The sequence below is a fragment of the Rubinisphaera margarita genome, assembly GCF_022267515.1.
Lineage (GTDB): Bacteria > Planctomycetota > Planctomycetia > Planctomycetales > Planctomycetaceae > Rubinisphaera > Rubinisphaera margarita.
The window spans coordinates 164895-179487 of record NZ_JAKFGB010000007.1 but is presented as its reverse complement, the minus strand read 5'-3'; the positions used below and the strand labels follow the sequence as shown (position 1 = coordinate 179487).

At 58.6% G+C, this 14593-nt stretch carries 10 protein-coding genes; 3 read left to right on the top strand and 7 right to left on the bottom strand.

The annotated features are described in order from the left end of the window. Positions 1–72: 72 nt before the first annotated feature. From rpsF to L1A08_RS02985, 3 genes are all read right to left on the bottom strand, one after another. A complete protein-coding gene (rpsF, locus tag L1A08_RS02995; RefSeq protein ID WP_238754051.1) occupies positions 73–516 on the bottom strand; it encodes a 30S ribosomal protein S6 in 444 nt (147 codons plus the stop codon). Between the two features lie 208 nt (positions 517–724). Then, positions 725–1291, bottom strand: a complete 567-nt coding sequence (gene pth / locus L1A08_RS02990; RefSeq protein ID WP_238754049.1) for an aminoacyl-tRNA hydrolase — start codon at positions 1289–1291, stop codon at positions 725–727. Positions 1292–1432: 141 nt separating this feature from the next. Then, complete coding sequence (locus tag L1A08_RS02985) at positions 1433–2062, bottom strand: 50S ribosomal protein L25 (protein WP_238754047.1); 630 nt, start codon at positions 2060–2062, stop codon at positions 1433–1435. Positions 2063–2368: 306 nt separating this feature from the next. Between L1A08_RS02985 and L1A08_RS02980 the strand changes: the two genes are divergently transcribed. Beyond that, positions 2369–4123 (top strand): hypothetical protein, encoded by a 1755-nt coding sequence (locus tag L1A08_RS02980; protein WP_238754045.1) that lies wholly within the window; start codon positions 2369–2371, stop codon positions 4121–4123. Positions 4124–4138: 15 nt separating this feature from the next. On the opposite strand, the gene L1A08_RS02975 is transcribed toward L1A08_RS02980, so the two are convergent. Next, complete coding sequence (locus L1A08_RS02975; RefSeq protein WP_238754043.1) at positions 4139–6922, bottom strand: glycosyltransferase; 2784 nt, start codon at positions 6920–6922, stop codon at positions 4139–4141. Positions 6923–7178: 256 nt separating this feature from the next. Here L1A08_RS02975 and L1A08_RS02970 point away from each other — a divergent pair, with 256 nt between their 5' ends. Further along, complete coding sequence (locus L1A08_RS02970) at positions 7179–8048, top strand: hypothetical protein (protein ID WP_238754042.1); 870 nt, start codon at positions 7179–7181, stop codon at positions 8046–8048. A gap of 19 nt (positions 8049–8067) precedes the next feature. Here the strand turns inward: L1A08_RS02970 and L1A08_RS02965 are convergent, their stop codons facing one another. Next, positions 8068–9354, bottom strand: a complete 1287-nt coding sequence (locus L1A08_RS02965; RefSeq protein WP_238754040.1) for a DUF1501 domain-containing protein — start codon at positions 9352–9354, stop codon at positions 8068–8070. A gap of 18 nt (positions 9355–9372) precedes the next feature. Beyond that, positions 9373–11016, bottom strand: coding sequence for a DUF1549 domain-containing protein (locus L1A08_RS02960; RefSeq protein ID WP_238754037.1), 1644 nt, complete (start codon positions 11014–11016; stop codon positions 9373–9375). Between the two features lie 175 nt (positions 11017–11191). Here L1A08_RS02960 and L1A08_RS02955 point away from each other — a divergent pair, with 175 nt between their 5' ends. Continuing rightward, positions 11192–12412, top strand: coding sequence for a hypothetical protein (locus L1A08_RS02955; protein WP_238754035.1), 1221 nt, complete (start codon positions 11192–11194; stop codon positions 12410–12412). A gap of 233 nt (positions 12413–12645) precedes the next feature. Here L1A08_RS02955 and L1A08_RS02950 read toward each other — a convergent pair whose 3' ends face one another. After that, complete coding sequence (locus L1A08_RS02950) at positions 12646–14091, bottom strand: MFS transporter (RefSeq protein WP_238754033.1); 1446 nt, start codon at positions 14089–14091, stop codon at positions 12646–12648. Between the last annotated feature and the right edge of the window lie 502 nt (positions 14092–14593).

The following is a 14593-nucleotide window of genomic DNA, read 5'->3' as shown; positions in this document are numbered from 1 at the left end:
AAACGCGAGTGCCTCGTGGCAAAGCGTCTGTTCGACGGGCCGATCCGGTCTTCAATGAGCAGCAGGAACAGATCAGGCGTTTGCGGCTTCTTCTGATTTGTTCTCTTCGCTCTTCTCGCTTTTTTCGTTCTTCTCGCCCTCTTCGCTGCCGCCTTCTCCCTCTTCGGAATGGCCGTGGCTGGCGTGCTCGTCAAGCAGAGCGTGAGACATCGGCTCGAACAGCTGTTCAGGCGGAACGATGCACATGTAGCGGAGCACGACGTTGCTCAGGCGACACATACGCTGCAACTTCGGCACTTCGTTCGAGTCGGCTTTGACGTAGGTCAGATAGTGCAGACCTTTGCGGTGCCCTTCGATCGGGTAAGCCAGTTTGCCATCCATCCAGGGACGAGCCGTCACGATTTCTGCTCCGATTTTCTCGAGCATCCCGTGAATCTCGGCAGTTACGCCATCTGGATCCGTTGCGTATTTTCCGCTGTCCAGCAGAAACATGATTTCATAACTGCGCAGTGCCAACGTGTCTCTCCCCAATCGTTTCCTTGTCCCCTGAGGGACTCCACTTGTCCACGTCCCCTCGGGGACCTTATTCACAACCGATGCGAAGTCTGTTACCAGCTCGGCCCTGATCAAATCGTTATTCGTTTGCGGCGTTCGCAAAACGTTAGGTTAGCGAAATTCGCTGTAGAATCAATCTTCGGACCTACCAGAATCCTGACCTCGGGCGTTACGCCTTCTGATTAACGCGATTCATGGCTTCCACCGCTCCGGATTGAATCCAGAGTTCCACGCCATCGGCTGCTCGCTGGATCGCTTCCTGAATGATGTCGTCTTCATCTCCGCTGAACTTCTGCAGGACGTATGCCGAGATGTCCATCGGACCACTCGGACGCCCGATGCCAAAACGCAGTCGGGCAAAATCCTCCGTCCCGAGTCGCAGGGCGATGTCTTTGAGACCTTTCTGCCCGCCACTGGAACCGGAAGCCCGGAGGCGAAGTTGTCCAGGAGGCAGATTCAGGTCGTCTGAGATGACCAGCAGGTCTTCCAGGGGCAACTTGTGAAAGTTCACCAGGCTGGCGACTGCCGATCCGCTCAAGTTCATATATGTCTGCGGGGCAGCGAGAACGATTTTCTCGCCTCCCAGGAAAATCTCTTTGATCTCCGAGTCGTGTCGCAAGGACGACGGGCTGGCGGCGTGACGCCGTGCCAGTTCATCCAGGACCAGGAAACCGATGTTATGTCGTGTTCCCTGATACCGGCGTCCGGGATTTCCAAGGCCAACGACTGCTTTCATAACCGGTGCTCGGAGGATCTGAACGCTCGCCGGTAAACTCGAATCGCCGCAAGGGAGTTCCCGGGAGGAATTCCTGCGGCGAGGTCGATCAGATCACGCTGCCGGGCGAGCCATCTTCGAAAAAGTGAAGAACGGCGATGATTACTCTTCGTCGGCGTCCTTGTCGGCTCCGACAACTTCCGGCTCAGCTGAGCCTTCGGTTTCTTCGTCTGTGACCGGGGCTTTCCGCGGTTCGACGATGTGAACAACAACTTCTTCACCCGGAAGAGTCGTTGAACAGTCTTTCGGAAGATCGAGATCGCTGACGTGCACGGCCTGACCGAGTTTGAGATCGGTCACGCGGATGATAATCTGTTCCGGCAGACGAATGACGGGGCATTCGATCGGCAGGTAGTGGTGAGTCTGTTCGAGGATGCCGCCGGCCAGGACACCTGGAGCGATACCGCGAACCACGATCTCGACTTCAGTGCTGACGCGTTCGTTGGCGTCGACGCGAAGCAGATCGAAGTGCTGAACGAACTGGGAGAAGGTGTCCCACTGAACGTCCTTAATAATGGCCTTCTCTTCCTTGCCATTCAGGGAAAAGTCGACCACTTTGTGGCCGGAGGCAATAATCGGGTTCAAGGTGTCAGAAGAGACAGCAAACGCGATCGTTTCTTCCTTGTGACCGTAGATATTGCCTGGGATCAGACCTTCGCGACGAAGTTTTTTGGTCGCACTACTGCCCAGCGATTCGCGACGCTGAGCTGCCAATTTGGGATCATCTGACATTGCTGTTCGACTTTGTGAGATAAAAATCTGCTGTGAAAATCTGTGTGTCTACCCGGCGATCAACAAGGACTCTCCTCGTTGTTGCACGACCTGCTGGTCACTCCGTTCCGGCAATCGCTGGGGACAATATCACCGGCTTCGCAGGAGAAATTGGGCTCGACGCAATTGGGAGCGGAGCTAAACTTACGTCCCGCAGAAGAAACCGAGAGGATAGAGTCGTCCCGCGATTTGTACAAGCCTTTCATCGGGAACAGTTACTAAAAATTGAGGGAACGGCCTGTAACAGCCGAGACAGACAGCAGTCGGATGAGAGAATCCATCGGCAAGGCCGCCGATACTGTAAAACTGCTCATTACGTTCGTGCACCGACCGGAAGGAATCATGATCGTGTGCTGCCCGAATCTCAGACTCACACGTTTTCAAGGGAGCACATTGCTCCTGGTCCTGGTCGTCACGCTGGTCGCACCGATTCGCCTCTGGGGTCAGTTTCCGATTCCACGGCCGCAGCGTCCCTATCCTCCCATGGGGCCACCCGGGGCAGCCGTGCCGGGTCCACCGCCGCCAAATTCGTTTGTTCCTCCGGCTGCCGAGCCTCCCGTCGATTATCGTGCCGCCTATCAGGGCGAAGTGCATTTCGAATTCTCTGAGCAGGCTTTGAAAACGCTTCTTGCCCGGCAGGATGTGAACAGCTCGCCCGTGCAGGAAGTTGTCCCGGGAGCGGTTATCGATGGCCTCCAGACAACCCAGACCCGGGTCGATATCGATTGCCAGCCGAGTCAGGAGGGGGCGAAGTTCCTCTTCATCGTCAATGGTCACGTCGAGTCGACGATCACCGCCCGGACCGCGCAGGCGGAGGTTCTGCAGCAGGGCAATTCGGTCTTCACGGCCACGAAGCCTGTCCTTCTCGATGGCGAAAAGATTCTCACCCAGAAGGCCGTGATTCAGGTTATGCCCAATCAGCGGGTGATGAATGCGCGCACTCCGCAGGGCCGGCTGCCGATCTTCGGACGTCTCGCCGACCGCATTGCCTACAACGCTGCCGTCGCCCGGACGCCTCAATCGAACATGATTGCCGGGCAGCGAATGCTTGATAAGTTGCAGCCGCAACTCGACAGCGAGTTTGACCGCCAGCTTTCCGAAGCCGATCGCTCGCTACAGAACGATCTCTGGGCCCGGCTCGAAGACTGGAACGTCGCGCCTCAGCAGAAGTCGGCCTTTTCCTCAGCCGATCGTCTTTACTGGGATTACCGACTCACCGAGAAGATGATTCCTTTCAACGTCGCGGTTCCCTTGCCGGATCTGTCGCAGTCAGTCGATCCGAACATCGTCCCCGCGCCGTCGACATCACAAAGCGATCTCGAAGTGCATCTGCACGAAAGTCTGTTTGCGACGATTGCCGCGAAACGTTCTCTGGCCGGGCGGGTCATCTCGCTGAATAATCTGAAGGCGATCGTCGACCGTTTTCTGAGCGCCTACACCGACGAGGATGTCTCCAGTCAGCAGCAGTTCCCGGTGCCAATCGATTTTCGCTTTGCCGAAACGGCCCCGCTGGTCGCGCTGTTTGAGGAAGATCATCTGTCGCTGCAGTTGAGAGGGACGTTTCAGGCGGGAAACCTTCCTGGTACTGAGATTCAGCAGATCCATCTGAAAATCTCCGCGAGCTTCGACGACAGTCACATTGTCTTCCGGACTGTCGGTGTGGATGTCTTTGAAGAGGACAAAGAGGGGAACCCCGAGCCGCCGGGGTTGACTCAAAGTGCGATCGCATCGCAACTCAAAGCTCAGCTGCAACCGATGCATCTGCCGCGGACAATTCCGCTGCCGCAGGAGAAGTTCCCCGGAAAGGCGTTCCGCGCCGCCGAGTTGAACTCGGGCAACGGCTGGTTGATTGCGAGCTTCGTTCTGGCTGACACGGCAGTGCCGCTGCAATCGCCCGTCCCGTCGAATCAGCCGGTCACGCCGATCCCTAACTCGCTGACACCCGTCCCGGATAACAGCGTGCCGCCGCGAACGTTTGAAGGATCACCCGAAAACGGTCCGCTGTTCGCGCCGATGCCGTAGCGAATTTGTCAGAGGTCAGTCGGCGGCGATTCCCAGCATCTGGCTCTTCAGCGCGATCGACTTCATCTCGGTTGCAAGCTCGCCGTTGAAACGGAACATCTGGACCGCGAACGACTTCTCTCCATTGTCCATAACAATTTCATCGGACAGTGGCGTGAACAGTCCCGGGTGCGTATGAATCTGCGCGAGGGCGGACTGTCCCGGTTCGGATTCCGGCTGAATGATCAACCAGCGAATCTGGTAATCACGTGCGGCTGCGACGAGCGACTGGTCCGATTCCCGCAGTGCATCGTCGCCTCGAACATTGAAGCGTTGCCGCCTGGAATCCAGCAGGCGGAGCTGAGCGGTAAAGAGGTGGTGATCTTCGCCAAAGCAGCCGAGGTTCCCCGGTTCATTCTCTTCGGAGCAGGACATCAGCAGAGGCTTCATCTCATCATAGCCGCGTGGGGCGTTCATCGCGTTGAGTCGAGCCGAGTTGATTCCCAGTCCGGCCAGAACAATCATGGCGGCCAGTCCAGCCAGACGAATGTTCGTCGACAACCAGCTCGCGAACGTCGTCGCCAGAATCGCCAGAAACGGAGTGGCGTAGGCCACGAAGCGAATTTGTTTGTTGTCGAAGTACGAGAACATCAGATACCAGCAGACGATGCACCAGAGCCACAGCCCGTTCTGCTTGAGGCGATCGCGACTGCTCAAGATCAGCAGCGTTCCGGCAGCCGCACAGAAAAGAACGGGAAGGGCAAACTGTGTCGGAATCAGTTCGAGATAGTACGTCCAGCCTTCCAGACTCCAGCGGTCGGCGACACGATGATGGTCGACATAGATGTTGCCCTGAATTCCGATCGACTGGGCGATGTTGACGCGTCCGTACTTCAGTGTGAACGCGGCCAGCGGCAACATAAGAACGACGGTCGTTGCGGCAGCGATCCAGGTTCGGGCCTCTTTGAGGAGAGATCGATGGCTGACGAGCAGATCGATTCCCATTGCGGCCAGCACGAAAACGGCCGGCTGTTTGGTGTAGGCGATCGCCGCACACAGCGCTCCGGCCAGCACCGCCTGCGTCCAGTGTGTCCAACTACCACGCGTCGTAACATTCCGGTAGAGCCAGAGGGCCAGAAAAGCCATGGCCATCGAAGGGACTTCCAGCATGGTCGTGTTCGTCAGATCGAACATCACCGCTGTCGAAAGCGCCAGGCCGACTGCCAGCACCGCCGATAGAAGTGAGTTTCCACGACGCACGCTGGCGAACATTGCGATCGCGAACAGAGCCGTGAACAGAACCATGGTCAGTCGGACAGCAAACAGGTCCGGACCGGTTATGAGCATGATCGTGCCGGCTGTCGCATGAAACAGAGGCGGCCAGAATGTCAGCCCCAGAGCCGGATACTGACGCTGATATTCAAAGGCGTAACCGACGGGATTCGACGGGAGATCTTGGGCCATATCGTGAAAGAAAATGCTCGTCATCACATTGTGAGCCTGATCGGGTCCGTCAATTTGTTGACGGTTCAGACTCCAGCCGGAGAGAACGCAGGCCATCACCAGGACCGACAACGCGCCAATCGTCGTGGCGACCTTCGAGCCGAAAGCGGCTGGCGCTTCCTGAGCGGTTAGTTCCGCCGACTCAACCGCAGGGGAGTCGACGACGGTTTCATTCTGCCGGAACGCGAAGTGGTTGCTCAGCAGATAATTCAACGCGAATCCACTCAGAATCCCTGCGACCGCGGCGACCATCGGAGAGTGGACTACGGAAGCCGCGTAGTTCCAGACGGCCGTCGAAACGCCCCAGGAAATCAGCGCTCCCAGCGAGCAGGAAAGGCAGAACTTCAAATACTGCTTCCAGGCCGATTCACCACGGCGGTCCGAGAACGTGAGCCAGCGATTGCCCGCGAAGTTCCACGTCATGGCCCCGGCAATGGCGCCGGCTCGAGCCAGGGGAAACTGAACCCAGAGCATCAACAGTGTCAGCAAAGCAAGGTCGACAATCACTCCGGAAGCCCCGACAACGGCAAACGCGAGGGGCGTGAACCACTTTCCGAGCTGAAACTTGTAAAGCCGCCCGAGATGACGGATGTAATTGAGCTGTTCCTTCAAGGAGAGCTTGCTTTCGCCGTGCAGGCGATCGCGGAAGTGAATCGGCACTTCACTCACGTGGCGGCAACCGCACTTCACCATCAGTTCGAGCCCGATTTTATATCCAATCGGGTTGAGTGCTTCAGCGCTCTCGAAGCTCGTGCGTCGCAGCGCGAAGAAACCGGCCATCGGATCCCTGGCGCTGGTGAGTCCGCGAGAGAGCCAGGTGGCGACCTGGGAATTGATCCAGCGGAACAGGCTCCAGTCGTCGCCTGTTGTTCCTCCGACGACGTAACGGCTGCCGATGACAAAGTCGCCCTGTTGTTCGAGGATAGCGGCGACCAGTTCGGGGACTTTCTCAGGCGGATGCGACAGATCGGCATCCATGACAAGCAGAACATCACCGGTGGCGTGCCGCATGCCGTGGATGACCGCACTCGAAAGCCCACGTTCGGTTGTACGCACGAGCAGCCGCACCGGCCAAGATTCGGCCAATTTATCACAAACCGCGGGCGTCCCGTCGGGACTGTTGTCGTCGACAATCAGAATCTCGAAGGTGATTCCAGAGTTTTCGAGCGCGCCGGCGACCTGCGGGATCAGAACGGGCAGGTTCTCGGCTTCCCGGAACGTCGGAACGATGATGGAGACAACAGGAGCAACTGGATCAACGGCACTCGACGTCCCAATTCGGGCTTTTGAATTCTTCGCGTTCGAAGCGATGGTCATGATCAGTGTTTCCGCCTGGCTGGAATGTCGGCAACGAGTCGACGATCAAGGTAAGAGGGAGGAGGGGTGGTTGAAGCCCTCAATCCAATCTGGCCGGCGAACTTTCGAACGGGGAGGCAGATCGTAGGTGCCTCATCGAATGGAGGAGTCTGTTGCTTTTTGGCAACATCAGATGCGGGAGTCATATTGACCGGCCGTCGCAAATCGATTAAGCCACCGCATTTACTGCAATCCTTCCGCTACGTCTGCCGAAGTCATGGCTGTCCGAACTGAATCGAATCCCGTTCCCGTCAACGTGCTGACCGTGGGCGCGAGCTGCCCGGACTGGGGCCATCTCCTCCAGCAGTTGGAGACGTGCGGCTTGCAATTGGCGGAAGCTCAGTGGGTCGCCACATTCTCGGAAGCGTTTCCCTTTCTGCGGACGGAAGCCTGGAATTGCCTCGTTATCTCAGCCGATCGGGCACAAGCGGCCGACATTGAACGCGGACTGCACGCTCTGGAAGAAATGCAGTTACAGCCGGCTATCGTCGTGACGGGAGAGCTGGAGGTCGGGCACTGGTTACCGATCTGTCGACGTCATCAGGCGTGCCTGTCGATCGACCGCAATGGCTGGTTCGGAGCGGAGATCGGGTTGCGAATCGAGCAGGCGATTCGCACTCAAACACTGCAGCAGGAGCTTGGAGCCATCCGCAATGAGCTCCGCATTCGCAGAGAGCGAGACCGCGAAGAAGCCGAGCTAATCCTGTCGCAGCAGCATCGGCTATTGCATGAGATTGTTCACCCCGAACCGGGACGGCCAGAAAGACCGCCGATCTCCAGCCTCGGAATTCCCCCAGCCGATACGCCGGAACTCAGTCAGTTCCAGCCACGCTACGATCAGCTGTTGAAAACGGTGATCCTCGACGGTCTGCGAAGTAGTCAACAGGAGTTGAAGGACGCGATCGCCGAGTTTCGGTCCACATTGGCTTCGCCCGGGCAGCTGCTGTCGGTGCATCTTCGAGCGGTGGAGTCGCTTCTGACCGGAACTGGAAACCGGAGTTCGCGACATATCCTGCAGCGGGCCGATCAACTGCTGGTCGAAGCGATGGTCTGTCTCGCCGAAGACTACCGCCGTAACGCCGCGTGACTGGGGCGGTGTTCCGTCTCTAACTCCGCAAGAGTTGAGGCAGCGGCGTTCCTTCACAGAGAAACAGCGGACGGCCGATGGGCGTCATCAGTTCCTTGTCGGGATCGATCGACAGTTGACTGAGAATCGTGGCGTACAGATCCTGAACCTTGATCGGGTCTGCGGGATCCTTATTCTCGCCCGTCGGATCGGTTTCGCCAATCACGACGCCGGAACGCAAACCCCCGCCGCCAACGACCGTACTGAAGCCGGTCGGCCAGTGATCGCGACCATCGAGCGGATTGATTCGCGGCGTGCGTCCGAACTCCCCGATGCAGAGGACGATGGTCGAGTCGTATAAATCCCGTGCTCGCAGGTCCTGGATGAGCGCCGCGAAGGCCGGATCAAGTTCCGCGGCCCGGTTCTGATGGGCTTCGAAGTTGTTGGCGTGCGAATCGAATCCGCTCAGCGAGACTTCCACCGAACGGACTCCCGTTTCAATGAGCCGCCGGGCGACAAGGCAGCCGCGACCAAAGCGAGTGTCGCCGTACTGCTTGCGAGTGGTCTCACTCTCCTCTTCAATCTCGAAAGCCTTGAGCTGGTCGGAGTTCATCATCGTCAGCGCCTGTTCGACGGTTCGCTGGTGCATCGTTCTGTCCGCCAGCTGCCCCCGGCCTCTCCGGAACGACTGAGACAGCATCGACAGCCCTTCGATCCGACTGTCCTGCCGACGATCTCCGACACGTGGACGCATATTGTGCAGCCCCTGCCCCGGATCGAAGATGCGGAAGGCGTCGTACTCATCGCCGAGATAGCCTCCGCGACCGGGCCATTGTCCTTCGCCCAGAGAGACGTAGGCCGGAATCTCGAGCGAGGAACTCTTCAGTTCGTACGGCACGAGTGCTCCGATGGCCGGATGCCGAACGGTTGGGTCGGGCCGGTAGCCGGTCTTTACGAAGTAGGTTCCGCGTTCGTGATCGCCTTCTTTGCTGACGAGCGAGCGAATGACGGAGAGATGCTGCAACTGCTCCGCCATCAGCGGCAAGTGAGCAGCGATCTGCGTGCCGGGAATGGTGGTCTCGATGGCTTGTGTCGGGCCACCGATCGCCGTACCGGGATGAGGATCCCAGGTCTCCAGCTGACTTGGACCGCCATGCATCCACAGTGTGATCAAGGACGTGGCCCGTTCGCTGCCCCGTTTTTCCGCGGCTCGTCCCGGCAGCCCCGGCAGAACGAACGACAACCCGAGTCCGGCAGAGAGCGAAAGCAGCTCGCGGCGTTGAAGTCCGTCGTGGCCGAGTCCGGCTGGCTGAGAAAAGTATTTCATCGGTCGGTTCCGTAAGAATCAGTGGTTCCAGGAGAATTCCGGCGAGTTGATCAAGATCCAGTAGAGATCGTAAGCCTGCCCGCCCGACTTCTGATTGTTTTGCTCAGTCCATTCGTTCAGGAAGTACTGCGCTTCGGCGCCGCTGGGCCGCCGAGTGAGACACGTGAGGAAGCATGTTTCGAGAAGAACTTCCGGGGAGCCAGCCGCGATCGCGATCCGTGGCGTGGCGTTGAGCGGATTCGGTTTGATCGAGTCGCCGAACAGCCTGCCGTTCATGCGGAGCAGAGCCTGAGGGACGGTTCCCGAACGCTCCTCGAATTCGTCGGCTCCGAGGTCGCCGTATTCGTTGAGAAAGTCGTTCTCATTAATAAGCCGCAGCGTCCGCGTGAGCAGATGAGAATTCTGGTCGAGTGTCTTGATCGAAGTCGCCTGCATCATCGAACCGACGATCTGTTCGGGGCGGAGGCGAACCAGCGGAAACACCGCCCAGTGGTCGACATGCTCTTTCAACTCGTCGTCGGGAACGTCCGTCGCCGATGACAGCCGGAAGACATCGAGGGCCGCAATCGTCTGGACCATTTCGGCTACATTGAACCCCGATTCCACGAAGGCATCGGCCAGCATGTCGAGGGGAATGGGATCGACTTCGACGTCCGGTTCCGGGTCGGGGAGATCGTCGATCCGGGCATAATACGGTGCTCCTTCCGACCAGGCTTTGCCGAACATCTGTGCCCAGATGCGATTCACTGCTGCGCGGGCGAACCGCCGGTTGTCGGGACTTGTGCACCACGCGGCGAGCTGTTCGCGACGGGTTCCGCTCTCCGGCTTCCATTCGGGATTGAACGGCACGGCCGGGCTGACTTGTCGATCTTCGAGCGTCCGCGTGTCCTCAATCTCATAGACCGCTTTCGGATCATCTGTAACACCAAAGGGGGAGATTCGGGTCTGTCCGTAGAAGGCGGCGAGCTGTTCGAACTGCTGCTGTTTCCAGTCCGCAAAGGGGTGGTCGTGACACTGAGCGCAGTCGATTCGTTGTCCGAGGACAGCGCGGACGGTCTTTCCCGCCAGCTTGTTCTCGTCGATGTCCCCGTCGTTCACCGCATGCGTGACGAAGTTTGTCGCCGGGTCGCCGGTCCAGAGTCCTTCTTTACCGATGATCTCGCGAATCACTTCATTGTAAGGACGATTGTCCTGAATCTGTTCGGCGATCCAGTTCTTAAAGCGATCCCGACGGAAGACCAGGAATGGCTGTTGCTGAGTGCCGACGAAGGCCCGGGTCAGCCTCTCGGCGAAGTAATCTCCGTACCGGGAATCGGCCAGCATCTCCTGACACCAGAGAGCCAGTCGCTGCGGTCGTCGATCGGCTTCGAACCGGCGGATCTCTTCGAGCGAAGGCACCGTGCCGTGCAAGGCCAGGGAAAGTCGTCGAAGAATCGTCAGGTCATCGGCAAACTTCGCTCGCACGAACCCCTGGGACTGCCAGGACTGTTCGTACCAGCTGTTGACCTGTTCAATCACATCTCGATGCGGCTGGTGAATCTCCCTCGGCGCGTCATCGGCAATCCGCGCTTCCACAGTCGGGAACGCGGTGGTCCAAACCAGCGCGCCCAGCCCGATGAGCAGGACGAGTGCAGGTCCATAGATTTTCAGTCGTTTGAACATTTCCGCTCCACCGGAGTGAAGAACGTTTCCATGAGGGATAGCTTCATTATTACCTGTTTCGAAACGGTTCCGGTTTCATGATTTCACAAAACCGAACCCGATCGGAAAGAGTAATACTACGCAGCAGGACAGCTTCCTGAACAATATCCGCAATTTCTGGCCCCTGGTTGAAGCGATGGCGAATTCTCCCCCGGCAGTCGTGACTGATGAAACAATCGGAGAACCGGTCCTTTCTGAGGACGCGGCCGCCGAGGTGTTCATCGTTCCACGACGGCGTTCGTTGTCCACTCGTCTCGTCGGGGGGATCCGCGGCGGACTGAAACTCGCCAGACGAGTGCTCGTCGCCGTCTTCAGTTTCGTTTCGCTGGTCGTCCTGCTGGCCGTTGTCGCAGCCGTACCGGTTCTTAATCTCTGGGCGCTCGGGTATCTGATTCAGGCGGAAGGGAACATCGCCCGCACGGGCAAGTTTTCGTCAGCATTTCCCCTGCTCGGACGAGCTCGCCAACTCGGCGGGACGCTGCTCGGAATCGCCGTGATCATTCTTCCGCTGCGCTACCTGGGCGGATTCGCGAGTGACATGGCCCTCGTCGATCCGACATCTGGTTCGACCGTCTTTCTGCAGATTCTGACGACGGTCGTTGCAATTGCCGCCTTTGTTCATCTGTCCGCTGCGCTGTGTGTCGGACAGGGAGGTCTGCGGTTCTTTCGACCACGGCGAAATCTGCGAGTGCTTTATCGAGAGGGTCGATCGGGAGAGTTTCTGGAAGCCCGATCAGCCGTGGTTGGCGAGTTCGTGCGTGATCTGGAGATCCGTCGAAACGTCATGTTAGGGTTGCTCGGGGCGGCTGGTGTGCTGATGTGGACGCTGCTGCCGACCGCACTGTACGCCTCTGCGAATGCTCCTCAGGGGCCGCAGATTCTGGTCACTCTGTTGGGCGGGGTGCTGCTGGCGCTGGTGTGCAGCTGGGCTCCGATTCTTCAGGCCGGGTATGCCCGAGAGGAGAAGTTCTCCGCGTATCGGCGACTGTCCGAGGCTCGCCTGCTGTTTCGCAGGGCTCCACTGCTGTGGACACTGGCGTTGCTTGTCGGTTATGCACTCAGCCTCGTGCTGTATCTGTTCAAGATCGTCGCGCCGCCGCAGGACGCACTGTGGATGATGACGATCGTCTTCATCGCGGCCATTTACCCCGCCCGTATCTTTCTCGGCTGGGTCTGTTACTGGTCGACAACGCGAACGAAAGAGCCGCATCGACTGTGGCGTTGGCTCTGGAGCCTCGTCTCGCTCGCCGTGTGCGGGTTCTACGTGTTTCTGCTCTTCTTCACACGGAACATCGGAGCTCAAGGCAAGCTGGTACTATTCGAGCAGCCGCTGCTGCTAATCCCCTCACCATTTTAGGGGAGCCAATCGTAGCGGCGGCATCTTGCCGCCGATGTGCGTCGCTGCGGGAAAGAGCGTCACATGTGATCTGGCGTTCGCACGCGTCATCCATTTCAGACGTCGATGAGGTGTGGAGCGTCCCTTCGGCGGCAGGATGCCGCTGCTGCCAGGGAGCGCCCAATGCATGCCCACGCGAGCGTGGGCATGGCACCCATTACGACTCACATCCCAAACAACGACAATCCGGCGTTCTATTCCGGCAGTTCGCGGCCGCGGGTTTCCGGGGCGACGATGAGTGTGATCGCTCCAACAAGAAACAGGGTGCTCATTGCGCAGGCGGCAACCGGTAGCGTGAACCACGTGTAGGTGTCCTGCATCAGTCCCACGACCAGCAGTACGGGGCAGGCGACGAGGCGGCCGGCGTTGAAGCAGAATCCGGTTCCGGTGCCCCGCATGCGCGTTGGATACAGTTCCGGGAAGTAGACCGCGAACCCGGCGTGCACGCCGAGCGTCATGAAGCCGAAGATCGGCAGGAACATAAGATTCACCAAAAGCGAGCCATGAGAGTACAGGACTCCGAACAGAATCAGACCGCAGGCGAACCCGCCCAGATAGTAAAGCAGAAAGGCACCGCGGCGGCCGATTCGCTGGCTGATCGGTCCAAACGCCACCAGGCCGATGCCGCCGCCGAGGGTGTTGAGCAGCATGCTGAGCATCTCCCAGCGTTTCAGCTCCGGCTTGTGGGGAGCGAGCAGTTCTTCGTCCGACATCGATTCCGCGTCATCTGTATCCGCTTTCGCTCGGGCCAGGACATCTTCTCGCGCCTGAGCCAGCAACAGGTTCTTGCCGTAAATGTGAACGCCCCAGAACGTCGCCATGGCGGAAGCGGCCAGGGTGACGCCAATCAATGTCACTTTCAGATAGCTGCTGCTGAACAGATCGGACAGCCGCCCCATCTGCTGTCCCGGCTCTTCCGAAGTCCGTGCCCGTTCCCGGGCTTCCTGCCAGCCTTCGGGTTCTTTCAGACTCAGACGAATCCAGATAATCAGAATGGCCGGGAGGACGCCGAGCAGAAATCCGAGTCGCCAGGGCAAGGTCGTCGGGTCGATATATTCGCCAATCCACGCCATGTCCGGGCTCGCCGCCCACGCATGGATCGCCGCATTGCCAATTAGAAATGTCCCGGCTGCGATCGCCAGAAAGGTTCCGAAAACGCTGGAACCGTGGAAAATCGAACCAACATGGGCCCGGGCTTTTCGGGGGAAGACTTCGGCCACCATGCTGCTGGCGACGGCCCATTCGCCGCCGACGCCCATGGCGACCAGAAATCGCAGTCCCACCAGATGCCACCACTCCTGGGCGAAAGCCGACAGGCAGGTAAACATCGAGTAGAAGAGAATCGTGAGCCCCATCGTCTTCTTACGGCCGATCCGGTCGCTGAGCATTCCGAACATGATCCCGCCGAGCGAGCCGCCCAGAAGAAAGGCGCCATTTGCGAGATAGTTGTAGTAGCTGATGGTGCCGCTGTCGGTTCCTGGAGGCACCAGAGAGGGCATCGCCTCCTGCATACTGGCGACGAAGATCTGACCTTCGAAGACATCGAAGATCCATCCCAGCGAAGCGATGAAGAGGACAAACCACTGATATCGGGTGATTCCCGAGTACCACGTTTCGGAGGGATCGCCCGGCTTTGCCATCGACGTGCACTTCACTTTCGTAGAGAGGAGCCTATAAATGGAGTTCGATGGGAACGCTCCCAAGGTACGCCGTTCTGAGCGAGTGTCAACTCAGCGTGACTGGTGGCCGTGCGTCGCATGTCCGCAAAAACCGTCAATTCGCTGCGGAGCAAAGTGTTCACGATTGATCCCCCGGACGATTTTGTCACAATACACCCCACCTTCAGACACAGGGGAACGGGGAGAATCTCGGATCAAGCTCGCGTGGTCGAGCAACTCCGACCTTGTTGAAGATCCCAGCCAGATCAGCCAGGTATTTCTCGGTATCCGGAGACGATACTGAGAGACGTCTCGATCCTCGTGGAGACGTTCAGGTGCGTGAGTTCGAGTCCATCGGTTCGATGGTGACTCGCCCCACTTGAAGATTTCTCAGAGCAGTCAGGCCGAAATGGAACGGTCAGGTCTGAAGGTGTTTCCGGAACTTCCCTCGCAGAACTTATGCGAACCGGGCCGAGGGACGATC

Bases quoted from the DNA above. Each gene is read 5' to 3' on its own strand.
- L1A08_RS02985 (WP_238754047.1), bottom strand. From the start codon at position 2,062: ATGTCAGATGATCCCAAATTGGCAGCTCAGCGTCGCGAATCGCTGGGC.
- L1A08_RS02955 (WP_238754035.1), top strand. From the start codon at position 11,192: ATGGCGAATTCTCCCCCGGCAGTCGTGACTGATGAAACAATCGGAGAA.
- L1A08_RS02950 (WP_238754033.1), bottom strand. From the start codon at position 14,091: ATGGCAAAGCCGGGCGATCCCTCCGAAACGTGGTACTCGGGAATCACC.
- L1A08_RS02980 (WP_238754045.1), top strand. From the start codon at position 2,369: ATGAGAGAATCCATCGGCAAGGCCGCCGATACTGTAAAACTGCTCATT.
- pth (WP_238754049.1), bottom strand. From the start codon at position 1,291: ATGAAAGCAGTCGTTGGCCTTGGAAATCCCGGACGCCGGTATCAGGGA.
- L1A08_RS02975 (WP_238754043.1), bottom strand. From the start codon at position 6,922: ATGACCATCGCTTCGAACGCGAAGAATTCAAAAGCCCGAATTGGGACG.
- L1A08_RS02965 (WP_238754040.1), bottom strand. From the start codon at position 9,354: ATGAAATACTTTTCTCAGCCAGCCGGACTCGGCCACGACGGACTTCAA.
- L1A08_RS02970 (WP_238754042.1), top strand. From the start codon at position 7,179: ATGGCTGTCCGAACTGAATCGAATCCCGTTCCCGTCAACGTGCTGACC.
- L1A08_RS02960 (WP_238754037.1), bottom strand. From the start codon at position 11,016: ATGTTCAAACGACTGAAAATCTATGGACCTGCACTCGTCCTGCTCATC.